General features: G+C 70.0%; 25 protein-coding genes and 1 tRNA gene. 11 read left to right on the forward strand and 15 right to left on the reverse strand.

Annotated elements, in window-relative coordinates; all coding sequences use genetic code 11:
• Nucleotides 1-67: 67 nt before the first annotated feature.
• Entirely contained in the window at nucleotides 68-781 is a 714-nt protein-coding gene (locus RF650_RS01060) for a hemolysin III family protein (RefSeq protein ID WP_064846196.1), read from the forward strand.
• Nucleotides 782-898: 117 nt separating this feature from the next.
• Here the strand turns inward: RF650_RS01060 and RF650_RS01065 are convergent, their stop codons facing one another.
• The 3 genes from RF650_RS01065 to mca form a co-directional block, all read right to left on the reverse strand.
• A complete protein-coding gene (locus RF650_RS01065) occupies nucleotides 899-3,043 on the reverse strand; it encodes a thioredoxin domain-containing protein (protein ID WP_368813863.1) in 2,145 nt (714 codons plus the stop codon).
• Nucleotides 3,044-3,235: 192 nt separating this feature from the next.
• Nucleotides 3,236-3,592 carry a hypothetical protein gene (locus RF650_RS01070; protein WP_367402961.1) on the reverse strand — a complete coding sequence of 119 codons (357 nt, stop codon included), beginning with the start codon at nucleotides 3,590-3,592 and terminating at the stop codon, nucleotides 3,236-3,238.
• Between the two features lie 8 nt (nucleotides 3,593-3,600).
• The gene (gene mca / locus RF650_RS01075; RefSeq protein WP_094067098.1) at nucleotides 3,601-4,518 is read right to left on the reverse strand and encodes a mycothiol conjugate amidase Mca; all 918 of its coding nucleotides are present in this window, start codon (nucleotides 4,516-4,518) and stop codon (nucleotides 3,601-3,603) included.
• 160 nt (nucleotides 4,519-4,678) lie between these two features.
• Between mca and RF650_RS01080 the strand changes: the two genes are divergently transcribed.
• From RF650_RS01080 to RF650_RS01090, 3 genes are all read left to right on the forward strand, one after another.
• Nucleotides 4,679-5,179, forward strand: a complete 501-nt coding sequence (locus tag RF650_RS01080; protein ID WP_064846195.1) for a DUF4307 domain-containing protein — start codon at nucleotides 4,679-4,681, stop codon at nucleotides 5,177-5,179.
• 260 nt (nucleotides 5,180-5,439) lie between these two features.
• Nucleotides 5,440-5,937, forward strand: coding sequence for a transcription elongation factor GreA (gene greA / locus RF650_RS01085; RefSeq protein ID WP_085106982.1), 498 nt, complete (start codon nucleotides 5,440-5,442; stop codon nucleotides 5,935-5,937).
• Nucleotides 5,938-6,107: 170 nt separating this feature from the next.
• Nucleotides 6,108-6,323, forward strand: a complete 216-nt coding sequence (locus tag RF650_RS01090; protein ID WP_131333300.1) for a hypothetical protein — start codon at nucleotides 6,108-6,110, stop codon at nucleotides 6,321-6,323.
• Between the two features lie 30 nt (nucleotides 6,324-6,353).
• On the opposite strand, the gene ilvA is transcribed toward RF650_RS01090, so the two are convergent.
• Nucleotides 6,354-7,601, reverse strand: a complete 1,248-nt coding sequence (ilvA, locus tag RF650_RS01095) for a threonine ammonia-lyase (protein WP_131333301.1) — start codon at nucleotides 7,599-7,601, stop codon at nucleotides 6,354-6,356.
• A gap of 150 nt (nucleotides 7,602-7,751) precedes the next feature.
• A complete protein-coding gene (locus RF650_RS01100) occupies nucleotides 7,752-9,176 on the reverse strand; it encodes an AI-2E family transporter (protein ID WP_131333302.1) in 1,425 nt (474 codons plus the stop codon).
• Nucleotides 9,177-9,248: 72 nt separating this feature from the next.
• On the opposite strand from RF650_RS01100, the gene RF650_RS01105 reads away from it, so the two are divergent.
• Nucleotides 9,249-9,851, forward strand: coding sequence for a hypothetical protein (locus RF650_RS01105; protein WP_242670464.1), 603 nt, complete (start codon nucleotides 9,249-9,251; stop codon nucleotides 9,849-9,851).
• 102 nt (nucleotides 9,852-9,953) lie between these two features.
• On the opposite strand, the gene RF650_RS01110 is transcribed toward RF650_RS01105, so the two are convergent.
• The 5 genes from RF650_RS01110 to RF650_RS01130 all read right to left on the reverse strand — a co-directional run bounded on the left by RF650_RS01110 (nucleotide 9,954) and on the right by RF650_RS01130 (nucleotide 14,976).
• Nucleotides 9,954-10,757 carry a Bax inhibitor-1/YccA family protein gene (locus RF650_RS01110; RefSeq protein WP_131333303.1) on the reverse strand — a complete coding sequence of 268 codons (804 nt, stop codon included), beginning with the start codon at nucleotides 10,755-10,757 and terminating at the stop codon, nucleotides 9,954-9,956.
• A gap of 112 nt (nucleotides 10,758-10,869) precedes the next feature.
• Nucleotides 10,870-10,943 (reverse strand) — tRNA-Leu (locus RF650_RS01115).
• 60 nt (nucleotides 10,944-11,003) lie between these two features.
• Complete coding sequence (locus RF650_RS01120; RefSeq protein WP_131333304.1) at nucleotides 11,004-12,389, reverse strand: NAD(P)/FAD-dependent oxidoreductase; 1,386 nt, start codon at nucleotides 12,387-12,389, stop codon at nucleotides 11,004-11,006.
• Nucleotides 12,390-12,461: 72 nt separating this feature from the next.
• Nucleotides 12,462-13,805, reverse strand: a complete 1,344-nt coding sequence (locus RF650_RS01125; protein ID WP_131333305.1) for a S8 family serine peptidase — start codon at nucleotides 13,803-13,805, stop codon at nucleotides 12,462-12,464.
• Between the two features lie 220 nt (nucleotides 13,806-14,025).
• Nucleotides 14,026-14,976: a Ppx/GppA phosphatase family protein gene (locus RF650_RS01130; protein WP_131333306.1), complete on the reverse strand. Its 951-nt coding sequence runs from the start codon at nucleotides 14,974-14,976 to the stop codon at nucleotides 14,026-14,028.
• A gap of 137 nt (nucleotides 14,977-15,113) precedes the next feature.
• On the opposite strand from RF650_RS01130, the gene RF650_RS01135 reads away from it, so the two are divergent.
• The 6 genes from RF650_RS01135 (at nucleotide 15,114) to RF650_RS01160 (ending at nucleotide 17,619) form a co-directional block, all read left to right on the forward strand.
• On the forward strand, nucleotides 15,114-15,437 hold the full coding sequence (locus RF650_RS01135; RefSeq protein WP_368813864.1) for a hypothetical protein: 324 nt from the start codon (nucleotides 15,114-15,116) through the stop codon (nucleotides 15,435-15,437).
• A gap of 226 nt (nucleotides 15,438-15,663) precedes the next feature.
• Nucleotides 15,664-16,476 carry a proton-conducting transporter membrane subunit gene (locus RF650_RS01140; protein WP_368813865.1) on the forward strand — a complete coding sequence of 271 codons (813 nt, stop codon included), beginning with the start codon at nucleotides 15,664-15,666 and terminating at the stop codon, nucleotides 16,474-16,476.
• Nucleotides 16,473-16,610, forward strand: coding sequence for a hypothetical protein (locus tag RF650_RS01145; protein ID WP_368813866.1), 138 nt, complete (start codon nucleotides 16,473-16,475; stop codon nucleotides 16,608-16,610). Before RF650_RS01140 ends, RF650_RS01145 begins: the two co-directional genes overlap by 4 nt.
• Nucleotides 16,610-16,894, forward strand: coding sequence for a hypothetical protein (locus RF650_RS01150; RefSeq protein ID WP_368813867.1), 285 nt, complete (start codon nucleotides 16,610-16,612; stop codon nucleotides 16,892-16,894). Before RF650_RS01145 ends, RF650_RS01150 begins: the two co-directional genes overlap by 1 nt.
• A 48-nt stretch (nucleotides 16,895-16,942) precedes the next feature.
• Entirely contained in the window at nucleotides 16,943-17,293 is a 351-nt protein-coding gene (locus RF650_RS01155) for a hypothetical protein (RefSeq protein WP_368813868.1), read from the forward strand.
• On the forward strand, nucleotides 17,230-17,619 hold the full coding sequence (locus tag RF650_RS01160; RefSeq protein ID WP_368813869.1) for a hypothetical protein: 390 nt from the start codon (nucleotides 17,230-17,232) through the stop codon (nucleotides 17,617-17,619). The genes RF650_RS01155 and RF650_RS01160 overlap by 64 nt, the downstream gene beginning before the upstream one ends.
• 71 nt (nucleotides 17,620-17,690) lie before the next feature.
• On the opposite strand, the gene RF650_RS01165 is transcribed toward RF650_RS01160, so the two are convergent.
• From RF650_RS01165 to RF650_RS01185, 5 genes are all read right to left on the reverse strand, one after another.
• Nucleotides 17,691-18,245 carry a DUF501 domain-containing protein gene (locus RF650_RS01165; protein ID WP_206399522.1) on the reverse strand — a complete coding sequence of 185 codons (555 nt, stop codon included), beginning with the start codon at nucleotides 18,243-18,245 and terminating at the stop codon, nucleotides 17,691-17,693.
• Complete coding sequence (locus RF650_RS01170; protein ID WP_131333313.1) at nucleotides 18,242-18,871, reverse strand: septum formation initiator family protein; 630 nt, start codon at nucleotides 18,869-18,871, stop codon at nucleotides 18,242-18,244. The genes RF650_RS01165 and RF650_RS01170 overlap by 4 nt, the downstream gene beginning before the upstream one ends.
• Nucleotides 18,872-19,005: 134 nt before the next feature.
• On the reverse strand, nucleotides 19,006-20,289 hold the full coding sequence (gene eno / locus RF650_RS01175) for a phosphopyruvate hydratase (protein WP_131333314.1): 1,284 nt from the start codon (nucleotides 20,287-20,289) through the stop codon (nucleotides 19,006-19,008).
• 52 nt (nucleotides 20,290-20,341) lie between these two features.
• A complete protein-coding gene (locus RF650_RS01180; protein WP_131333315.1) occupies nucleotides 20,342-21,244 on the reverse strand; it encodes a MazG nucleotide pyrophosphohydrolase domain-containing protein in 903 nt (300 codons plus the stop codon).
• Nucleotides 21,245-21,330: 86 nt separating this feature from the next.
• Nucleotides 21,331-22,491: an adenosine deaminase gene (locus RF650_RS01185; protein WP_131333316.1), complete on the reverse strand. Its 1,161-nt coding sequence runs from the start codon at nucleotides 22,489-22,491 to the stop codon at nucleotides 21,331-21,333.

The following is a 22,491-nucleotide window of genomic DNA, read 5'->3' on the forward strand; positions in this document are numbered from 1 at the left end:
ACCCAATCCAGTAGCACCTCCGAGCTCCGTGTCCGCGGGGCACCCATGAGAGGCAGTGGTGTCCACCATGTCAGACGAACGCACCGAGAAGCGCACCGTTCCCGGCCCGGTGACGATCGTGCGTCACACGCGTAACGGTCCCCTCACGGTGGAGAAGAAACCGTCCTGGCGCGGGTGGATCCACGCGGGCTTCAGCCCGGTGGCCGCGGTGCTGGGTGTGGTGGCCATCGTCGTGGCACCCACGGTGGAGCTGCGTCTCGCATGTCTGGTCTACACCATCACGGCGATCATGCTGTTCGGTACCTCGGCCGTATACCACCGCTTCTACTGGGGCGCGCGCATGAACGCGGTGCTGCGGCGGATGGACCATTCGAACATCGCCCTGATCATCGCCGGGACGTACACGCCCCTGGCCGTGAGTTTCCTCCCGGTGCGGGGCGCCACGATCCTGCTCGGCGTGATCTGGACGATCGGTGCCCTGCTCGTGATCTTCCGTGTGTTCTGGATGAGCGCGCCGCGATGGCTCTACACCCCGCTCTACGTGATCATGGGGTGCCTGGCCCTGCTCTACCTCCCGGCGTTCTTCGCGGTGAACGTCCCCGCGACCGTCCTGCTGATCTGCGGCGGCGTGTTCTACATCGCCGGCGCGGTGTGTTATGCGACCAGGCGCCCCCGGTTGCTCCCGGCGACGTTCAGCTTCCACGAAGTCTTCCACGCGTGCACGATCGGCGGCTTCGTCTGCCACTACATCGCGATCATGTTCGCGATGTTCGCCGCGTGAGCGATTTGCGACGCCCCGGTCAGAGATCCGACGGCGCTCGGCGTGCGGGGACCGCTCGGCGCGGTGACGTCTGCGTCGTCCACGCGATGCCGACGACGACGCAGCGCCCCGGTGCGCTCAGCCCCGCTCCGCGCGGATCCGGGTGACGAGTGCGCTCACGTCCGGCATGGAATGGACGGGAAGTTCGCAGCGTCCGTCCCGGCACAACCACACCGTGTAGCCGGGTTCCGATGCCGCAGGAACCCCGTACGGCGCCGCATTCCCGTCCAGGACCAGGACATCCATCACGCGTGCCGCACCGACCGCGTCGAGCGTCTCGCGCCACTGCTCGGCGCTCGTGTCCACGACCTGCAACAGGGCCGGGGGGTGCTCGTCGGCCAGCACGGCCGACACCATGCCCCCGGCCGTCGTGGGGGCCTTGAGGACCACCCCGGTCGCGGGCGCGGTCACGGCGTCGACCACCTCCCGGGTCTGGCGCTCACCGATCGTCGGTTGGGACAGCTCCGTGAGCCACCGGGAGAGCACCGCGGAACTGGACGCGGCGACGTCGTCGAACGGCTCCGCACGGCCCGTGGCCCCGGCCGCCGCGAGGGTGGGGTCCACCTCAGCGGACTCGAGCACGGTACTCCCGCGCACAAAACGCTTCACGGCGACCTCGGCGAGCGCGCGGCTGCGCTCGTACCACGCGGTCTCGCCCGTGGCCCGGTACAGCGCGAGCAGCCCGGCGCCGAAGCGCGCGTAGTCCTCGAGCTGGCCCTCGTGGGGGTCCACGACGCCGCCGCGTGACGTGCGCGTGATGCGTCCGGTGGCGGAGTCCCGGTGCCGTTCCCACAGGAAACCGGCGGCCGTGGCGGCCAGCTCGACCCACTCGGGGTGCCCCAGCAGCACACCCGCGTCCGCGAGTCCCGTGAGCGCCATGCCGTTCCAGGCCGTGACGATCTTGTCGTCCAGGTGGGGCGCCGTGCGCGTGATCCGCCGCTGCCACAGCTCCTGCCGTACGGACTCGTCCAGGATCCCCGTGACCGCACCCGCCTCACCCCAGGCCGCCGTGGCCGGCGCGGGGCGACCCCCTGCGGGGCTTCCGGCGTGACCCGAGAACGTGTAGTAGGCGCCCTCACGTTCGGCATGCGGCTCGTCGGACGCGGGATCGCTGTCCGCGTCGAGGGATGCGGCGAACGCGCCCTCGGGGGTGATCATCTCCCGTTCGAGCCACTCGACCAGCAGCTCTGCGGCCCGGCGGTAACGGGCCGCGCGAGTGGCGTCCGTGCCGGTGCGTTCCAGCAGCGCCACGGTGCGCGCCAGCACGCCGAGCAGCTGGGCGTTGTCGTAGAGCATCTTCTCGTAGTGGGGCAGGGACCAGTCCGGGGTCACCGAGTACCGGAAGAACCCGCCGCCCACATGGTCCTGCAGCGCCCCCGTGACCATCGCGTCGAGCGTGGCGCACAACAGATCACGTGCGGTGCGCGCGTGCTGCGCCGCGGCGTCGTCGTGGCCGGAAGCAGCGTGCGCGCTCGCCGACGCGGGATCCCCAGCCAGGGCATCGCGGTGCGCGGGGCTCGCAATGCGCGTGAGGGCGTCCAGGGTGGGCGAGGGCGGGAACTTGGCGCCGGTTCCGAAGCCCTCGTGGGCGGCGTCCCGGGCGACCTCGAGGCCGTCGAGCCAGGCTCCCGTGAGTTGTTCCGCGGCGTCCTCGGCGGCCTCGCCACCCTCCACGCGCACGACCGACGGACCCGCGTCGGCGAGCATCCGGTCCACGAGTTCGGGGTGGCGGGACAGCGCATCGTAGACCTGTTCGGCCCCGCGCAACACCTCGTCACGGCGCTCGGTCCAGGCCTCGGCGACGGCCCGCAGGACCTGCATGAAGGACGGCCGCCCCCGCACGGGACGCGGCGGGTAGTAGGTCCCGGCATGGAACACCCTGCCCTGCGGGGTCAGGAACGCGGTCATGGGCCAGCCGCCCTGACCAGTGAGCAGCTGGGTGGCCGCCATGTAGATCGAGTCCACGTCCGGGCGTTGCTCGCGGTCCACCTTGATCGCCACGAAATGTTCGTTGAGGTAGCGGCCCACCTCCGGGTCCTCGAAGGACTCGTGGGCCATCACATGGCACCAGTGGCACGCGGCATAGCCCACGGACAGCAGGACGGGCACCTCCCGCGCGTGGGCCTCCTCGAAGGCCTCGGGGCAGAACTCCCACCAGTCCACGGGGTTCTCCGCGTGCTGCAGCAGGTAGGGACTCGTGGAGTGGGCCAGACGATTGGACATACCCCACGGTCTCACACGGGAGCGGGGATGACAGCCCGGGGGCTCACGGCTCGAGGGTCATGAGGCGCGGCTCTGGTCGCGGTTGCCCGCCACCGGGTGGTGCGTCGCTCCCAGGGGCGGGGCGCCCGTCGGAGTCTGGCACGGAGCGGGGCGCCCGTCGGGTTCAGGCGCAGGACGGGGCGCCTGTGGCAGTCAGTCGCGGGGCGGACCGTCCCGGCGGTCACCCGCGCGAGGCGGGCGGGCGACATCGCCCTCGCTCGACCCACCGGTGCGGGACGTGCGCGACGGCGACGCCGCGGCGTCGTCCGCGTAGCCACCCACGTGATCCTCCGCGGCGCGCTGCTCGGCGTACTGGGCGCGGTAGCGCAGTCGCCGGTTACGGCGGTTGAAGTCCATCACGAGCAGGACCACGGCGGCGGCCAGCAGGAACGTCATGAGGAAGCCCACGAGGCCCGGCGAGACCTGGCTGGGGTCCAACCCCGGGCGCAGGGTGTTCTCCGGACTCGGGGCCGGCGTCGCGGCGGTCAGGACGGTCAGCAGCGTGGACACGGGAAGGCTCATTTCCGGGGGGTCGAGGCGGCGTCGGTGACGCCCGCGAACAGATCCGTCTCGGGCAGGGAGGTCTCCACGCGGGACTCCGCGAGCGTGTAGTCCTCCCACGGCCACACTTCGGCCTGGGTCTCGGCGGAGACCGCGAAGAACAGGCCCTTGGGGTCCACCTGGGTCCGGTGGCTGCTCAGGGCGGCGTCCCGGACGGTGAACTGGTGCGCGCACTCGATCTTGGTGGTGGTCTCGTGGCGCGGCATGGGCGGGCGGTGGCCCTCCGGGTCCGACTCCTGGATCGCGGCGATGCGCTGGGCGTACGGGGACTGCAGTCCGCGGGCCTCGAGGGCCTCGTGCAGTGCGATGAACCGCTCCACGTTGAACGCGCGGTCGTAGTACAGCTTGGACGGGGTCCACGGCTCACCCGTTTCGGGGTACGCCTGCGGGTCCCCCGCGCGCTGGTATGCCTCCATGGCCACGTTATGGGTCTGGATGTGGTCCGGGTGCGGGTAACCGCCGTTCTCGTCGTAGCTCAGAATCACGTGCGGGCGGAACTCACGCACCAGCTGCACCACGGGGGCCGCGGCGCGTTCGAGCGGTTGCAGGGCGAAGCACCCCCACGGCAGCGGAGGCAGCGGATCTCCCTCGGGCAGACCGGAGTCCGTGAACCCGATCCACCGGTGCTCCACGCCCAGGGCCTTCGCGGCCGCGGCCATCTCGTGACGACGCAGCCCGGGCAGGTCACGCTCGGCCCAGACGTCCCCCTCCATCTCGGCGTTGAGGATCGAGCCGCGCTCGCCACCGGTGCACGTGGCCACCATGACGCGCGCGCCCAGCTGGGCGTAATGTGCCATAGTCGCGGCACCCTTGCTGGACTCGTCGTCCGGGTGGGCGTGGATGGCCAACAATCGAAGCTGTGAATAATCCGTCACCGAACGGATGCCTCCAAGACGTCATCGCGGGAAAAATGCAATCCCCGGTATCTTACGCCGCTCGTGCTGCCGGAGCTGTCGTGCCCATCACGGCTGCCGCGCACCGCACGGCGACCGGCCTCCCAGAAACCACACACGCGCGCTGGGTACAGTGGTCGCCATGAGTTCTGCGACGCCCCGGCCTACCTCCCGGCCGGAGACGGGCGCCACTGCCCCCGGCACCTCCGCGACCCAGCGGGCGCTCGCACAGCGCTACGGGACCGGACACCGCGCCGTCGCCCGTTCCCCCCGCCGCGGGCCCAGCACCCGTGGCTGGATGCTGATCGCGGCCGCGGCCACGCTGGTGGCGGCGCTGTTCGTGGTGTGGATCGTGTGGGGCAACTCCCAGCGGCCCGTGTTCAAGGACGTGAGCTTCCAGATCACGGACTCGGGGCACGTGTACGCGGACTTCGACCTCACCAAGGACCCCGACCAGACCGTCACGTGCGCGGTGGAGGCACTCAACGAGCAGTACGCCGTGGTGGGTTGGACCGAGGTCACGATCGGCCAATTGCCGGACGACCAACTCAACGGCCGCACGAGCACCCACCGGGTGCCCCTGCGCACCACGAACCTGGCCACCACGGCGGGGGTCGACTCGTGCTGGGAGAGTGCTGGCTGACCCTCCCGCGGTGGTCGGGTAATTCCTGACTGACCATCCGCGCAGCTTCGGACCGGCCACATCCGTGACGGGAACCATGACGTCGGATTGCACGACCCACCGCACCCCCGCACGCGCTTTGGGCCGCGGGCGCGGACTCCACTAGACTGGACTGAGATCACATCCCCGACCCGGACGCGCTGGGCCACTCGGCTCGCCCCGGGGCGGGGTTTTTCTACACGTGTCCGTCAGGGCGACGGACACCAGAGAACGGAGGCACCGTGGCTACTAATGAGGGAGCCTGGCTCACCCAGGAAGCCTACGACCGGCTCAAGAAGGAGCTTGACCACATCTCCGGGCCGTACCGCCAGGAGATCGTGGACCGGATCGAACAGGCGCGTTCCGAGGGGGACCTCAAGGAGAACGGCGGCTACCACGCTGCACGCGAGGAGCAGGGCAAGAACGAGGGCCGGATCGCCCAGTTGACCCAGCTGCTCGAGAACGCCCAGGTGGGCGAGGCCCCCGCGGACGACGGCGTGATCGAGGCCGGCATGGTCGTGACCGCGGAGATCGCGGGCGACGAGATGACCTTCCTCATGGGTTCCCGCGAGGTCGCCGAGGACCTCACCGGCGGTTCGGACCTCGAGGTCTTCTCCGAGCGCTCTCCCATGGGTGCCGCGATCAACGGCCACAAGGTCGGTGACACCGTGAGCTACAAGGCCCCGAACGGCAAGGACATCACGGTGAAGATCCTGAAGGCCAAGCCCTTCAGCCGCTGATCGACCCCGGTTCATCACGAAGGCCATCTCGCACGTGCGAGGTGGCCTTCGTCGTGCGCGACCCGATGCGGCCCAGGAGTCGTACGCGGCTCGACACGGTCCAGGAGTCGCCCGGGTGCGGCCCGTAGGATCGAAGCACGCCCCGTCGAGCCCCGCTAGGAGTTTCCCCCGTGGTCACACACTGGAACCGGACCCCCAACTCGTGGACGGTCCCGCTGATCGTCCTCACCGCGCTGCTGGGGATCGCCGCGATCGTCGTGCACTTCCTGGGTCAGGACGACCCCGCACTGAACGCGACCGGCGGCCTGCGCAACATCCTGTGGTTCGCCACCTTCGTGGCCGCGTTCGTCACGTACTTCACGGCCCGGCGCGGACGACGCCGCTGACGCACGCGCACCGCGTGGGTCACCTCCCGCTCAGTGCACCACCACGGGTCGGTAGCCGTGGGACTCCAGGGCATCGATCACCTGATCGCAGTGCCCGTGGCCCTTGGTCTCCATGTCAATCGTGATGGACACGTCCCCCATGGACAACGAGCCCCCGATCCGGGTGTGATTCACCCCGGTCACATTGGCGTCCATGTCCGCGATGATCTGCGAGATCTGGGCGAGCTCACCGGGGCGGTCCGTGAGCATCATCTTGATGGTCATGTAGCGCCCCGCCGCGGAGAGACCCCGCTGGATCACCTTGAGCATCAGCATGGGATCGATATTGCCGCCCGAGAGCAGCACGACAGTGGTCCCCAGATCCGGGTACTCACGCTTGAGCGCGCCCTCGAGGATCGCCGCCACACCCACGGCACCCGCGGGTTCCACGACCATCTTGTTGCGCTCGAGCATGAAGATCAACGCCTGGGCGAGCGAGTCCTCGGAGACCGTGACGACGTCGTCCGCGAGGTGACGGATCACGTTGAACGGCAACTGTCCGGGCCGGCCCACGGCGATGCCGTCCGCGATGGTGGAGACCTTGGACAGCGTGACGATCGCGTCCCCGGCGAGTGAGGGCGGGTAGGCCGCGGCGTTCTCCGCCTGCACCCCGATGACCCGGATGTCCTTGCCCTGTTCCTCGGCCTTGGCCTTGAGCGCCACGGACACTCCCGCGAGCAGCCCTCCCCCGCCCACACCGGCGATGACGGTGTCCACGGTGGGCAGCTGGTCGAGGATCTCGAGACCCAGGGTGCCCTGGCCGGCGATGATGTCCGGGTGGTCGAACGGGTGGACGAAGACCGCGCCGGTCTTTTCCGCGTAGCGCTGGGCCTCCGCGAGTGCCTGGTCCACGTTGGACCCGTGCAGCACGACCGCGGCGCCGTGGTCCTGGGTGGCCGCGATCTTGGGCAGGGCCGCTCCGTGGGGCATGTAGATCCGCGCCGCGATCCCGAGTTTCGCCGCCGCGAGCGCCACGCCCTGCGCGTGGTTGCCGGCCGACGCCGCCACGACGCCTCGTCGCTTCTCCTCGTCGGAGAGCTGGGCCATGCGCACGTACGCGCCGCGGACCTTGAACGACCCGGCGCGCTGGAGGTTCTCGCACTTGAGGTAGACCTCGGAGCCGAGCATGCGGGACAGCGCCCGGGAGTGCGCGAGCGGCGTCGTCTCGATCACCCCGTCCAGCAGCTGCGCGGCGTGGCGGACGTCGGCCACCGAGACGGGCAAATCAGTGAGGCCCACAGAGAACTTCTTTCGTGGTAGTCGGCCGTTGCGGCTCGTTCGAAATGCGCGAACCCGGGGTGGATCACGACCGCAGGGGTTGGCACGGAGACACGGAAGGCGGCGTCCGGAGTGAGGACGCCGCCTTTCATGGTATTACGCCGCGCGGGACTAGACGTTCCGGGAGTCCCCCGAGCCCACTTCGTCGGGCTCGATCGTGGCGTCGTGCTTGGTCTCCTTCTTGTGCTTCTCCTCGCGCTTCTTCTCCGCGTTCTGGCGCTCACGATGGCGCTTGCCGCGGAAACGCTGCAGCTGGGCCATGACCTGTTCGCGCGTGAGGTCCTGCTTCTTGGCTGCCTTCTTGATCTCCCACGGGTACATGAAGGGCTGCCACGCGATCTCCTCGTCCCGCTCCCAGGCGCGGCTGCCGAGGTAGCGGATGATCGTGTTGAGCATGGCCATCAGGGGCACGGCGAACAGCGCACCGGCGATCCCGAAGAGCACGCTACCGGCGGCCACCGCCAGGAACACGGCCACGGGGTGCAGGGCCACGGCCTTGCCCATCACGAGCGGCTGCAGGACGTTGGACTCGACCTGCTGGACGAGCAGCACCACACCGAGCATGGCGAGCGCGATACCGGGCCCGATCGCCACGAGGGCCACCAGGACGGCCACCGCACCGGTCAGCACGGCACCCACGATGGGGATGAAGGACGCCAGGAACACCAACACACCGATCGGCAGCGCCAGCGGCACACCCAGCAGGAACGCACCAAGCCCGATACCCACGGCGTCCACGAACGCCACGAACACCTGGATGCGCACGTACTGCGCGAGCGAGATCCAGCCCTTGCGCCCGGCACCGTTCACGGCGGGGCGGGCGCGGCGGGGGAACAGTTTGACCAGGAACAGCCAGATGTTCTCGCCGTCCATGAGGAAGAACAGCAGGACGAACAGCATGATGATCGTGCCCGTGACGATGTTGGTCGCCGTGGAGCCGAAGGTCATCGCGCCGGAGAGGATGGCGTCCGAGTTGCGCTGCAGCGTGGCCCCGATGTCCGAGAGCCACTGGTTGATGTTGTCCGTGGAGATGTTGAGGGGGCTGTCCTCCAGCATTCCGATCAACTGCTGGAAACCGGCCACCGCGCTGTCGGAGAGTTGTGCGAAACCGACGATCATCTGCTGACCCGCGAGCACCAACAGGCCCAGGACCCCCACGATCAGTCCGAGCTCCACGGTGATCGCGGCCAGCGCGGACGGGAAGTGCTTGGAGCGCAGCCAGCGGACGGCCGGCGAGAGCAACCCCGCGAGCAGCGCGGCTAACAGCACCGGGATGAACACGGTGGACACGTGGCTCAGCAGCCACCCCACCACACCCACACCGGCGATGATGAGCAAGATCCGCCACGACCACGCGGCCGCGATCCGGACCGGGGTCGTGACCATGGTCTGCGCGTCAGGGGCGTTGGGCCCCGTGGAGGGGGGCGACGCGCCGTCGTGCTGGGTGACGAGTTCGGAGGACGTGTCGGACTGGGGACGTTTGACCACGGGGTTCGGGGATGAGCCCGCGTGGGACGTCGTAACACTGGATGACATGCCCTTATCATGACACCATCGCGCAGCGTGCTGGTACCGGCGTGCGGGGCCGAGGGTGACAAAATGGGCGTCATGTCCACCACACTGCTGCGCGTCCTGTCCCAACGCCGCCCCGCGAGCGTCCTGACACAGGAGGCCCCGCGGCGTGAGGAGCTCGAGGCCGTCCTGCGGGCCGCCGCCGGCGCCAAGTACGACGAGCGCCCCACGGGTTGGCGCGTGGTCGCGACGAGCGGGCAGGCCGCGTCGCTGCTGGCCGCGGCCATGGCGGGGCTCACGTCCGTCCCCACCCTCTCGGGCCCCGTCCCCCGGTTGAAGGGTCGCAAGATCCGGGTCCTGGCCGCGTATCGCGGGAGCCTGCAGTGGGCGTCCCGGGGCGGGGTGGCCCTGGCCATCATCTTCCGTCACCACCCGGAACTGCCGCAGTCCAAGAAGGACCAGCGCGGGGACGTGTACGCCGCCCGCGGGATCCTCGAAGCCGCGTTCTACGCGCAGGGATGGGCCACCGCCTGGTCCCATCGTGAGCCCTACGACCGGGACGTGGTGCGCGAGTTCTACGGTCTGGACGAGCACGAGGAGATCCTGGGCTGGCTGTTCGTGGGACGAGCCGCGAGCAACAACATCCCCGCCCGCACGATCAACCTGCCCCCGCGCGAGCTCGAGATCCGCTACATGTGAACGATCCAACGCGAGAAGCGGCGACCCACTGGGCCGCCGCTTCTCATTCCGGCGTACGTCACCGGGCCCTGAGGGCCCCGGGCGACGCGCGGGGATTGGGAGTCAGTCGCTCATGGAGCGGATGATCGAGAGCACGCGCAGGATCTCCACGTAGGCCCAGATCAGGGTCACGGTCAGCCCGAACGCCGCGGACCATGCCGCCTTCTTGGGGATACCGCGCTTGACGCCGTCGCTGATGTTCTCGAAGTCGAGCACGAAGCTGTAGACGGCCAGCAGGATGGCGATCGCGCCCACGAACAGTCCCAGCGGGATGCCGAAGATCGTGGCGTCGTAGCGCATGTTGTAGCCGCCCAGCAGGCTCGTGCCCAGGTTCACCAGGGCGAACAGGGCGTAGGCCAGCAGTGCGACCATGAAGAACTTGGTCACGCGCGGGGAGGAGCGCAGCACGCCCACCTTGTAGAGCACCAGCACGGAGACGAACACCGCCAGGGTGCCGATCACCGCCTGGACCACGATGCCCGGGTAGGCGCCCTCGAACGTGCGGGAGATGCCACCCAGGAACAGGCCCTCGGCGAGCGCGTAGAGCGTGATCAACAGCGGGCTGGGCTCACGCTTGAACGCGTTGACCAGACCCAGCACGAGACCCACGATGGCGCCCGGCAGCGCGAGCACCGGGGCGACCCAACCCACCACGGCCGTGACGATCACGCAGCCGAGCACGAGCGAGGTGCGCATGACGACGTCATCGTAGCTCATGCGTCCGGTGCGGTCCGGACCCGCGGCGGGCGCGTTGTAGAGGTTCTCCAGGTTCTCGGGTGAGTAACGGGGGTCGCGGGAGATATCCGGGGTGGTCGCGGTGCCGTTCTTCTTGTTGAAGTCGCGTAGCAGTGGGTTTCCGCCGGCCATGGGACGTCCTTTCGAGGCGTGGGCGAGCTGTTCGTTCAGCCTAACATTGACGCGTCACAGGGACCTGGGAGTTTGTGCTGAGCGAACAGGGCCCACGCGGGTGCGGAATCGGTGCCCCCACTGGGACTCGAACCCAGACTGAGCGGATTTTAAGTCCGCTGCCTCTGCCGATTGGGCTATGGGGGCGTGACCGAGCCGGTGAGTCCGCGCGGGTGCGCGGGCCCACCGGCTCGGTGCGATGGGGTGTTACAGGCTCGTCTTCTCGGCCGGGACGTCCGCGCCCGCGGCCTTCTGGAAGGCACGGCGGGGGTCCCGCAAGTGACGCAGCGGAGTGGTGTCACGGCCGAAGAGTAGGTTCACGCCCCACTCCGTGAACACCCGCACCTTGCGCTCCACCGTGGGGATCGCGTACCCGTGGTAGAGGCGGTGCATGGCCCACGCCGGCAGACCGCCGAGGTCGATGCCGCGGATGGTGGCGGCACCCTTGTACAGACCCAGACCCGCCACGGACCCGAGGTTCTCGTGGTAGTAGTCCTCGAGCGGCTCGCCCTTGTGCGCGGCCATGATGTTCTTGGCCATGGTCGCGGCCTGACGCACGGCGTGCTGCGCGTTGGGGACGCAGAACCCGCCGGGGCCGGCGCCCGTGAGATCCGGGACGGCGGCGATGTCACCGGCGGCCCAGGCACCCTCGAAGGGCCCGTCGTCGCCGGTCACGCGCAGGTCCGCGCCCACGCGCACGCGTCCGCGGTCGTCGATGGGCAGGTCGCTGTTCTTGGCGAAGGACGCAGCCTGCACGCCGGCCGTCCAGATCAGGGTGTCCGTGGCCATCTCGCCGGCCGGGGACTTGTCCTGCATGTTGATGAGCTTGACCAGGTCACCGTCCACCTCGGACAGGGACGTGTTCAGCAGCACCTCGATGCCGCGGGCGCGCATCTCGGCCACGACCTTCTCGGCACGGTCCTCGGAGACCTCGGGCATGATCCGGCCCATTGCCTCGACCAGCACGAAGCGCAGGTCCGAGACCTTCAGGAGGTCGTTGCGCTGCACGGCCGAACGCGCCATGTCCTCGAGCTCGGCGATGGTCTCGGAACCGGCGTAGCCGCCGCCCACCACGATGAAGGTGAGCGCCTTGCGCTTCTCGTTCTCGTCGTTGGTGAGGGAAGCCACCTCGATGCGCTCGAGCACCCAGTTGCGCACGGACACGGCCTCTTCGATGGTCTTCATGCCGATGGCCTTGTCCGCGAGCCCCGGGATGGGGAACGTGCGGGTGTTGGAACCGCCGGCGAGCACGATCTCGTCGTACGTGAGCTCGAACTTGGGGCCCTCGTCGATGCCGTGGACGGTGACCGTACGGTTGGCGTGGTCGATGCTCTCCACGCGGCCGGTGATCAACTCGCAGTCGGCCAGGTGCTGACGGTGCGGGATCACGGCGGAGCGCGCCTCGATGTTGCCGGCCGAGACCTCGGGCAGGAACGGGAGGTAGGTCATGTACGGGTTGGGGTCCACCACCGTGACCACGCCGCCGGACTCCTTAATGCGGGTCTGCAGCTTCTGCGCCAGTGTGAAACCGACGTAACCGCCACCCACGATGAGAAGGCGCGGACGGTCCTTAGCAAGTTGATTGAAAGCCATACCCGAAAGTTTACTCACCGTGGCACGGTTTTGCCGACGCGGTGTCAGCGGCCCGGTGAGCTGATCGTGAAATCAGCGCGAGAGCCTGCGGATGTGCAGGACCGCGGCTACGGTGAGGCCCGCGACGATCACCCCGAAGCTGACGAGGATCACCACGGGTAGCGCGCCGGTCTCGTTGAGGGGTGCCTGCGCCACGGGTGGGGTGGCCTCCCCGGTCACCTGCCGCGTGTCCGGCGCGGGCGGGGTCGGGGAGCTGCTCGGGGTGGGTGTCTGCGAGGGCGGGCGGTTCTGCGCAATCCATTGCCGCACGCTGCCCAGGGGATTGATGTCGGAGATCCGGACGTCGTCCTCTACGGCCGCGCGCACATCCAGGATCCCATACCCGTAGAGCGGGTCCTTGCCCTGCGCTCCCGCGTCGTGCGCGGTGTCCACGATCCGCTGGGCGATCCCAGCCGCCGTGAGGTCGGGGTGCTTCTGCCTGATCAGCGCCGCGGTCCCGGCCACGAGGGGCACGGTGGCGGAGGTCCCGGACCACCGGGCATAGCCGTCCCCCGGGATCGCACCCACCATCTCCTCGCTGGGCCCGGCCACCGCGATCGAGATGCCCTGGGAGGACGAGTCCCAACTCGCCGTGCGCGACCGGTCCACGCCGCCCACGGACAGCACCCCCGGAATCGTGGCGGGCGCCCCCACCTGGTTGAGCCCCGATCCCCGGTTGCCCGCCGCCGCGACCACGAGAACGCCCTTCTCCTCCGCGTACGCGAACGCCGAGTCCCATGCGGGGGGCCAGCCCGTGGCGTTCGAGCCCAGGGACATGTTGATCACGTTCGCGCCGTGGTCCACGGCCCAGCGCACGGCGTCGGGGATCTGTTCGTCGATGTCTCGGGCGCCGGGGTGTTCGCTGCCCACCCACAGGGACACGGGCAGGATCTCCGCCTCCGGGGCCACGCCGATGATGCCCCGCGTGCCACCCGGACCGTCCGGGTTCTCGGGTCCGTGACCGCGTCCCGCGGCGAGCGAGGCCACCAGGGTCCCGTGTTCGGGTTCCGCGCCCAGGCCCTCCTGACCGTTCGCGCGGCCCACGCCCGAGGCGTCCGTTCCCTCACCGACCGCGCCCCGTAGATCCTGGTGGGAGCCGTCTACGCCGGTGTCGATCACAGCGATCTTCACGCCCTTGCCGGTCGCGGACTTCCACGCGTCCCGCACGCCGTAGTCGTCCAGCCAGTACTCCTCCTTGCGCACGTCCGCAGGCTCCACGGGGACCTTGCCGTTCGAGGGCGGTGCCACGGGGGTCTCCACGGGCACCGACGGCGCAGGCATGGGTTCCACCGCGAGCGCCGGGGCGACACCGGCCCCGCCGAGCAACAGGCCCACCGCGGCGAGTGACAGCGCGCCGCGTGTTCTCAGCCGTCCCATGATCCCTCTGCTTTCCCGCGCTGCACGCGCGTCTTCGACCGCTCCCGGCGGCCGACGTACCGGGCCCCCGCCCGGCGTCACGACGACGTCGCCCGCTGACCCGTCCACTCCGGCTCGCTTCCGCTCCGGGCCCGTCCACACCGGGTGCCGGCGCGGGCGTTCGCTCCCCCGCGCGCCCGCAGGTGGTGTGCCGGGGTGCGACGGCGACCGGCCCGTGATCTCAGGCCGCGAGGGACAGGGCGATTCCGTCCAAAATATCGTGTTCGCTCGCGGTGACGGTGCTGACGCGCCCGTTGGTCGCGTCCGAGACACGTTCGATGATCCGGCGCCACACGAGCGCACCCGCCCCGATGACGTCCACGCGGCCCTCGTGCATGAACCCGAGCTCGGCGCGTTCCTCCCGCGTCATCCCGGTCAGGTCCCGGCACGCCCGGATAACGACGTCGCTGCCCAGGACGCTGCCGTTGATCCGGTCCTCGTCGTAGCGGCTCAGACCCATGGCCATGGCACTGACCGTGGTGACCGTCCCGGCGACACCAACGAGCCGGGTGGTCAGTTCGAGCGGTACGGTGCGGGCCACGGTGTCCATGGCCTCGTCCACGTCCCGCAGCACGAGACGTTGCTGTTCTTCGGTGGGCGGGTTGGACCCCAGGTGGCGTTCGGTCATGCGCACGCACCCCACGTCCACGCTGCGGGCGGCGATCACGTGATCCGGGGAACCCAGGACGCACTCGGTGGAACCACCGCCCAGGTCCACCACGAGCACGCGGTCCTCCGGGGTCAGACCCGCGGCCGCATTGAGCGCGCCGCGGAATGACAACGCCGCTTCCTCGTCACCGCTCACGACCTCCGGGGTCACCCCCAGGCGGGACCTGATCCCGTCCACGAAGACCTGCCGGTTGCCGGCGTCGCGCGTGGCGGACGTGGCCACGAACCGGACGGCGTCCACCTTGTGCTTCGTGATGAGTCGGGCGTACTCCTCGGCGGCGGCGAAGGTCCGCTCCAGGGCGGCCTCGGCGAGCCAGCCGGTGGCGTCCACACCCTGGCCCAGGCGCACGATGCGCATCTCGCGCACCCTGTCCTTGAGCTCGAGGTGACCGTCCTTGTCCTTCACGTCCGCGATGAGCAGACGGATGGAGTTCGTACCGCAGTCGATGGCCGCAACGCGCATGGGTGATGGATCCTCGGTTCGGTGGGAGCGTGCCGGTTGACCGGCCCGGCACCAATTTACCCGCGTCGCGGGGCACTTCCGCCCCCTCCCCCGTAAATCACCTGCGCAGCCCGTGACCCGCGATCCGAGGAGCCGATGTGTCCGAAATCCTGCTCACCACGGTCTTCGTGGTGCTCCTGGTCGATGTCGTGGTTGCGTTCGTGGTCACGGCCCGCCGCCCCGTCACCGACCGTTGGCTGTTGTCGCTGCTGCTGAGCGGTACCACCGGCGCCGCGCTCGTGGCGCTGCTGACCGTGCTGCTGGGCCCCGCGGCGGCGTCGCGATTCCCGGACGTGGCCGTGGTGCTGATCGGGCTGGCCTCGCTCACGGCCGTCGTCCGACTGACCGCGGCGCGCACCCCCGGTGCCGCTCGGGGCGCGAGGACGAGCCCCGCGCCGCTTGGAGGCGGTGCCGGCGCATGATCACCGGCCCCGGCGCCTCCCCCGCGGTGGGCGAAATGGGGTTCCGCTCGCACGGTGAGCGAGTCCGTCGCTGCCCGCACGGCAGATGAGCCCAGCGCGCCGGGCACCGCGGACCCGAGGCGGCCCGCCCCGTGACCGAACTCACCGCCCTCGACGTGGCCCTCGGCGTCGCCGTACTCGCGACCACCGCGGCCACCGTGCTCCCCCGCGCCGCAGCGTGCAGGCCATGTCCTTCCTGGGTCTGAGGGTGCTCATGATCCTCGTGTGGCTGCGGCTGGGCAGCTCGGACTCCGGCGGTGCGTTCCAGTCCGGGGCTGTGCTGGCGGGCGCGCTCATCCTGCTGCGCAGCGCCGGGGTGCCCCTGGACCGGCTGACCGGCCGGTGGCTACGGCCCCTGCTGATCGTGGGCGTGATCGGTTTCATCCTGACCGGGACGCTGATTGTCTCGCTCGGTAACGCGCGGCTGGGGTGGTCCCCGGAATGGTCCTTCGCGGCCATGCTCACCGTGGAGATCGCGCTGACCGCCGGGATCGTGCGCGTGGTGGACGACGTGTACGGGATCCACGTGGCCTCGGAACTGGGCGTGCTCACCCCGTTGCTGATCGTTGCGTGCTTAACCATCCTGTACGGCTCCTACCAGGCCCTGCGCCAGGAGGACCTCAAGAAGCGGCTCGCGTACTCCACGGTCTCGCACGTCAGCTACGTGATGGTCGGGATCTCCCTGGTCACGCTCGCGGGGACCACGCGCGGTGTGGTGCACCAGGGACTCATGAAGATCGCCCTGTTCTTCTGCGCGGGACTGTTCGCCGAGGCCCTGGGCATCACCAAGCTCTCGCAGATGCACGGTCTGGGTCGGCGGACCAGGATGCTTCCCCTGCGACGGCCGGGGACGGCTCGGCTGCGGGGTCCGAAACCAGCAGCGCGGGGCCCGAGGACAGTTCGGCGACACCGTCCGAGGACGGCACCCCGGTGGCGTCGGACAGCAGCACCGCGACGTCCGGCGGCAGCACGGGCGCGCAGCCCGGTGCGACCGTCGTGATGCGGGAACCGGCCAGCCTGCTGGTGCCCACCGTGATCACCGCGGCCGCGTCCGTGTTCGTGGGTCTCGCGGCATCGCCCGAGTTCGCTCCGCTGCAGATCGCCCGCCAGGTCGCAGAGGGGGTGCTCGGCTGATGCTCTTCGCCCTCACGTTCCTGGTCCCGATCGCGGTGCTCGCCGTCGTGGTGCTCGCGGGAGTGCTCCCGGCACAGCGCGCGGCCCCCGTGCGCCGCGGCGCCGCCCTATGTGCCGCACTGGCCGCGGTGCCGGCCGGGCTGCTGGCGGTGTTCGGTGACCGCGAGTCCGTGGACGTCCCGTGGTTGTTGTTCGGCGCCCGCTTCTCGGTGGACGCCGTGGCCCGGCCCCTGTTGTTGATCGCCGCGCTGCTGTACGGCGGGTCCCTGCTGGCCCTGACGTAGCTCAAACTGCGCCACACCGAACGGCACCAGGGTGCGCTCACCGCCTTCATGCTCTTGTCCTTCGTGGGCAACATCGGCACGTACCTGGCCGCCGTCGCTGGCGCCCCGCTGGCCCCGGACGCGTTCGACACGTACGTGTCCAAAGAAGCCGTATCACCCATCTCCGTACTGGGAGTGGGCCTGGACTCGATCCTGCCGCTCGTGGCCACCGGTTCCACCCTGCTGCTCATGCGGTTCACATCGCTGGTATGGACGGCGGAGCGCGATCCGCGCCGCAGGCCCGACGGCGAATTGGTCTCGTGGTTGTTCGTGGCCGCGGCGGGCATCGTGGTGCCGTGGCTCGTGGGCGAGCGCTGGACCCCGCGCGCGGCGGTGTGGACGTGGCGCTGCGCGCCGTGAAACCCACGGTGGACGCCGATCCCCAGGTGGTCGTCGCACCCCTGGAACTCCCGCCGGGAGCCACGAGACAGGTGGCCCTGATCCTCATGCCGGGCTCCATGATCCAGCGGATGATCACCGAGGACGGGGAACCCGCCCACGAGCCCGATCACTCACCCACGCACGTGGAACTGCACACCCTGTCCCTGTCACTGGGGCCGACCGAACAGTGGCGGGAACTGCAGCACCGCACCCGTCACGCCGTGGACCCCACCCGGGACTCTGACCAGCGAACGCGCCGCCGCCCATGCCCGCGCTGGTCACGGCACACGCATGATCGCGCATGAGTGATCGGGGCAGTCATGATCGGACCGCCCCTCGGGAACGTCACCCCACCGGGGCGAACACCGTACGAGGGTCAGTCCGCGCTGCGCCACGCGGGATCGCATGCGCAGCGGTCCCTGGACCAGGTGTCGGAGATCAGCTCGAGGGTCTCGTCCCCCAGGGGGTTCACCCCCGGACCGGCCGCGAGGCTGTGCCCCACCAGCACGTGCAGGCACTTCACACGCGTGGGCATGCCGCCCGCGGAGATCCCCTCGATCTCGGGAACCTCGCCGATCCCCGCTTCCTCCCCAATCCGGCGCCGCTGCTCCAGGTAGTGCTCGTGTGCGGCCCGGTACCGCTCGGCGAGTTCCGGGTCCTCGGTGATCCGGTCGGACATGCCGTACATGGTGCCCTCGGCCTCGAGCCGGGACACCGCGGACGTGATCACGGGGTGCGTGAGGTAGAAGACCGTGGGGAACGGGGAGCCGTTGCTCAACCGGGGGGCCGTGGCCACGACCAGCGGGTTCCCGCACACGCAGCGCGCCGCAATCTCCACGACGTCCCGCGGGGGCCGGCCCAGCTGGTGTCCCACCACGGTGCGGTCCTGATCGGTCACGGACGGGCGGTGTTCATGGGCCGCTGCGGTCACTGATTGCCACTTCCTCGGGTCTGCGGTTCAAGGGTGATCTGTTCGGGCGGGTACGCGGAGTCCACCACGGACTGCCACAGCCCGTCCGCCCACGCCGGCTTGCCGGCCTCGACCTGCTCGGCGGAGGATTCGACGCTCTGGCGCACGCCCGGTTGCGCGCCGAGCACCAGGTAGGCGTTCTCCCCCGGCATCACGTAGGACATCCGCTCACGCGCTTGTTGCTCCACGTAGGAGTCGTCCCCCCACAGTTGTTCCTCGTGCTTGAGCTGCTGTTGTCGCTCTTGTTCGTGGGCGATGCTCTGCTGCAGCGCGGAGATCTGCGCGCGCTGGTCAAAGAAGATCTTGGTGGTGGGCGCGGCCAGGAACACGATGAGCGTGGCCACCACGATCAGGGCCACGAGGCGCCCGTTGAACGAGTGGGCGGGTGTGGGGGCCGCGAGCGTCGACGAGCCTCCAGCGCCGTCCTGGGAGGAGGTGTCCCTCAGCGAGTCCCGTTTCGCCGACCGTTGCGTGTCCCGCGGAGGGTTGCGCCGAGCGTCCCGCGAGCGCCCGCCGCGCGGTTCGCGCGGGGTGTCGTCAGCGGGTTCGGGGCCCGTACGGGGGATCCGTGGGCGGGGTCCGACCATGGGTGCCTCCCGGGTGACGTGGGTGGTTCGTGCTCGGTCAGTCTACCCGCAGCACGACACCGCCCGGCCCCGGGAACGGGGGCGAGCGGCGTCGTCGTCAGAGAACCCACGGCGGCACGGGGCCGCCGCACAGCTCACTTGCCGGTGAAGCGGGGGAACGCGGAGGCGCCGGCGTACGTTGCGGAATCGCCGAGCTCCTCCTCGATGCGCAGCAGCTGGTTGTACTTGGCCACGCGCTCGGAACGCGCCGGGGCGCCGGTCTTGATCTGACCCGCGTTCACGGCCACGGAGATGTCTGCAATCGTGGTGTCCTCGGTCTCGCCGGAACGGTGGGAGATCATGCAGCGGTAGCCGTTGCGCTGGGCGAGCTCGATCGCGTCGAAGGTCTCGGTGAGGGAGCCGATCTGGTTGACCTTCACGAGCAGGGCGTTGGCCACGTGCTCGTCGATGCCGCGGCCCAGGCGCTCCGGGTTGGTCACGAAGAGGTCGTCACCCACGAGCTGCACCTTGTCCCCGATGTGCTCGGTGAGCGTGGCCCAGCCCTCCCAGTCGTTCTCGTCCAGGGGGTCCTCGATGGACACGAGCGGGTACTTCTCGACCAGCTCGGCGTAGTACCGGGACATGTCTTCGGCCGAACGCTTCTGGCCCTCGAAGGTGTAGGAACCCTTCTCGTGGAACTCGGAGGAGGCCACGTCCAGGGCCAGCGCGATCTCCTGACCGGGCTTGTACCCGGCCTTCTCGATGGCCTCGAGGATCAGGTCCAGCGCGGCGGCGTTGGACTCCAGGTTCGGGGCGAAGCCGCCCTCGTCACCCAGACCGGTGGACAGCCCGCGGTCCTTGAGCACGGACTTGAGGCTGTGGTAGACCTCCACACCCCAGCGCAGGGCCTCGGAGAACGTGGGAGCACCGATCGGGGCGATCATGAACTCCTGGATGTCCACGTTGGAGTCCGCGTGGGAACCGCCGTTGAGGATGTTCATCATGGGCACCGGCAGCACGTGCGCGTTGGGCCCGCCCAGGTACTTGTACAGTTCCAGGTCCGCGGAGCTCGCAGCCGCACGGGCGATCGCCATGGAGGCGCCCAGGATCGCGTTGGCGCCCAGCTTGGCCTTGTTGTCGGTACCGTCCAGTTGCAACATGGCCTGATCCACGGCGCGCTGGTCGGAGGCGTCCAGGCCCACCACGGCCTGCTCGATCTCCTCGTCCACGGCGTGGACGGCGTCCAGCACGCCCTTGCCCAGGAAGACCTTCTTGTCGCCGTCGCGGCGCTCCACGGCCTCGAACTCACCGGTGGACGCGCCGGAGGGCACGGCCGCGCGCCCGAAGCTGCCGTCCTCGAGCAGTGCCTCAACCTCGACCGTGGGGTTGCCACGGGAGTCCAGAATCTGGCGGGCTTGCAGCGCAATGATCATTGCCATGAAAATCTCCTTGTCGGTCGTCGACCCGTGGGGCGGTCCCCCGGTCTTTAGCCTACCGAGCGTCGCTGGGTGCGGGCGATAAAGGTGCGTCGTGGTCACGCACGAACCGTCGCACCACCGTCCGCAATGCGCGCTCGGCGTCGAGGCCGCGCGCGGAGCTGTCCTGCACGCGGCGGAACAACTCCTCCCCCAGCGCATCCTCCTCCGCCTGCCGGTCCTGCTCGTCCGACTCGGGGCGCGGTTCCGGGAGCCCGGCCACGCCGTGCCGGCGCGCCTTGGACAGGGCCTTCTCGGCGTACGCGAGCGCGGGCAGCGCCGGCGGGATGCCGTCGAAGATCCGCGTGCGCTGGGGTTTCTCGCGGCGTTTCACGGCGTCCCAGCGCGCGGCGAGTTCCGCATCGCTCGGTGTCGCGTTTCCGACGACGACGCTGCCCGCGCCCGTCACATCCGAGCCAGTGCCGCCTGGGCTGGCACTGTCCAGGGTGGTGCCCTCGACAACGGTGCTGTCCGCAGCGCTCGCCTTCACGGCGCCCGCAGTCGCAGCGGTCGTCCCCGCGGCCTGGCGCGCCGCGGCGTCGTCGCCCGGTGGGAACACCGCGGGGTGGCGCCGCACGAGCTTGTCCGTGACCGCGGCCAGCACGTCCGAGATGTCGAAGCGCTGCCCGTCGGGGTGTTCCTGGCCGATGCGCGAGTGGAAGACGACCTGCAGCAGCACGTCCCCGAGTTCCTCCACGAGCTCGGTACGACGCCGCTCGGACGGCTCGAGCGCCTCGACCGCCTCCACGACCTCGTAACTCTCCTCCACGAGGTAGCGCAGCAGCGACTCGTGGGTCTGGGCGGCATCCCACGGGCACCCGCCCGGCGAACGCAAGCGGTCCATGACGGCGAGCAGCCGCTCGAACTCCGCGCCCGGTGCGGAGCCTCCGTCCGGCGCCGCCGGGTCATGGGCGGTCATGTTCCCCGTCCTGGCTTTCTGCGCCGACTCATCGTGCGGGGTCACAGACCCCGCGGGCGCCTCTCGTGTCGGTTCCTCGGGCGCCGTCATGCGTCCTCACCCGTCACGTGGCGTTCGAGCCATTCCTGATAGGCCCGCGGCACGAACGCCGCGCGGGCCGCGTTGCGCTGCACCGCGACCAGATCGGCCTCGTCCCACCCCGCCTGCTCACGCAACAGCTCGAGCTCGTTGCCCACGGAGGTGTCGCTCATGAGCCGGTTATCCGGGGAGATCGTGACCGCGAAGCCGTGCCGCAGAAACCGGGTGGCCGGGTGATGGGCGATGCCGTCCCCCCACACCGCGCTCGCACCGGTCTGCAGGTTGGAGCACGGGCAGACCTCCAGCGCGATCCTGCGGTCGCGGATCCACCGGGACAGCGGCGACCGCGCATCGGGGTCCTCGTTGAGCAACCGCACGCCGTGACCCAGGCGCAGGGCGCGCCCGGCGGTGAGCGCATCCGCCATGGACTCCGCACCGTCCGCTTCACCCGCATGCAGTGTCACGGGGATGAAGTTCTCCGCGAGCAGGTCCAGGGCCGCGCGGTGATCCGACGCCGGGAAACCACGCTCGGGTCCGGCGAGGTCGAACGCGACCACGGACCCGGGTGCGGGTTCGCCGGGGACGCCCCCGTGCGACGTCGTGGTGTCCGACGCCGCGTGATCGGATGCCGCGGCGCGTACGCGGCGCACCACGAGCTCGGCGATCTCGAGAGAGCGGTCCAAGTGGCGCATGGCGCACAGGATCTGCACGACTGAGAGGTGACCGCCCGCGGCCTTGACCTCGGCCACGCCCTCGGCGAGCCCGGCCTGCACGGCATCCACGGCGGCGTCGAGCGTGAGGCCACCGGCCACGTGCTGTTCCGGGGCCCAGCGCACTTCCGCGTGCACGATCCCGTCCGCCGCGCAGTCCGCGACGTACTCGCGGGCCACCCGGCGCAGCGCGTCCGCGGTCTGGGTCACGGCCACGGTGTGCGCGAAGGTCTCCAGGTAGCGCTCCAGGCTGCCCGAGTTGGCGCTCTCCCGGAACCAGCGACCGAGTGCGGCGGGGTCCGTGGCGGGCAGCTCATGACCGATCCCGGCGGCGAGGTCGATGATCGTGGCCGGACGCAGCGCGCCGTCCAGGTGATCGTGCAGACAGATCCGGCGGTGTGGCCCGAAGCCCCCGTCCGTGGTGCGGGCGGGGGCCTCGGGAATGGTGCGGGACGTCAT

It is taken from the genome of Kocuria sp. CPCC 205297 (assembly GCF_040981035.1).
Taxonomy (GTDB): Bacteria; Actinomycetota; Actinomycetes; order Actinomycetales; family Micrococcaceae; genus Kocuria; species Kocuria marina.

Excerpts from the sequence above, each read along its gene's own strand:
- RF650_RS01185 (WP_131333316.1), bottom strand. The coding sequence starts at position 22,491 with ATGACGTCCCGCACCATTCCCGAGGCCCCCGCCCGCACCACGGACGGG.
- RF650_RS01130 (WP_131333306.1), bottom strand. The coding sequence starts at position 14,976 with ATGCGCGTTGCGGCCATCGACTGCGGTACGAACTCCATCCGTCTGCTC.
- RF650_RS01125 (WP_131333305.1), bottom strand. The coding sequence starts at position 13,805 with ATGGGACGGCTGAGAACACGCGGCGCGCTGTCACTCGCCGCGGTGGGC.
- RF650_RS01155 (WP_368813868.1), top strand. The coding sequence starts at position 16,943 with ATGCTCTTGTCCTTCGTGGGCAACATCGGCACGTACCTGGCCGCCGTC.
- RF650_RS01180 (WP_131333315.1), bottom strand. The coding sequence starts at position 21,244 with ATGACCGCCCATGACCCGGCGGCGCCGGACGGAGGCTCCGCACCGGGC.
- RF650_RS01140 (WP_368813865.1), top strand. The coding sequence starts at position 15,664 with ATGTCCTTCCTGGGTCTGAGGGTGCTCATGATCCTCGTGTGGCTGCGG.
- RF650_RS01150 (WP_368813867.1), top strand. The coding sequence starts at position 16,610 with ATGCTCTTCGCCCTCACGTTCCTGGTCCCGATCGCGGTGCTCGCCGTC.
- RF650_RS01105 (WP_242670464.1), top strand. The coding sequence starts at position 9,249 with ATGTCCACCACACTGCTGCGCGTCCTGTCCCAACGCCGCCCCGCGAGC.
- RF650_RS01100 (WP_131333302.1), bottom strand. The coding sequence starts at position 9,176 with ATGTCATCCAGTGTTACGACGTCCCACGCGGGCTCATCCCCGAACCCC.
- RF650_RS01110 (WP_131333303.1), bottom strand. The coding sequence starts at position 10,757 with ATGGCCGGCGGAAACCCACTGCTACGCGACTTCAACAAGAAGAACGGC.
- RF650_RS01080 (WP_064846195.1), top strand. The coding sequence starts at position 4,679 with ATGAGTTCTGCGACGCCCCGGCCTACCTCCCGGCCGGAGACGGGCGCC.
- RF650_RS01065 (WP_368813863.1), bottom strand. The coding sequence starts at position 3,043 with ATGTCCAATCGTCTGGCCCACTCCACGAGTCCCTACCTGCTGCAGCAC.
- eno (WP_131333314.1), bottom strand. The coding sequence starts at position 20,289 with ATGGCAATGATCATTGCGCTGCAAGCCCGCCAGATTCTGGACTCCCGT.
- RF650_RS01170 (WP_131333313.1), bottom strand. The coding sequence starts at position 18,871 with ATGGTCGGACCCCGCCCACGGATCCCCCGTACGGGCCCCGAACCCGCT.
- RF650_RS01060 (WP_064846196.1), top strand. The coding sequence starts at position 68 with ATGTCAGACGAACGCACCGAGAAGCGCACCGTTCCCGGCCCGGTGACG.
- RF650_RS01120 (WP_131333304.1), bottom strand. The coding sequence starts at position 12,389 with ATGGCTTTCAATCAACTTGCTAAGGACCGTCCGCGCCTTCTCATCGTG.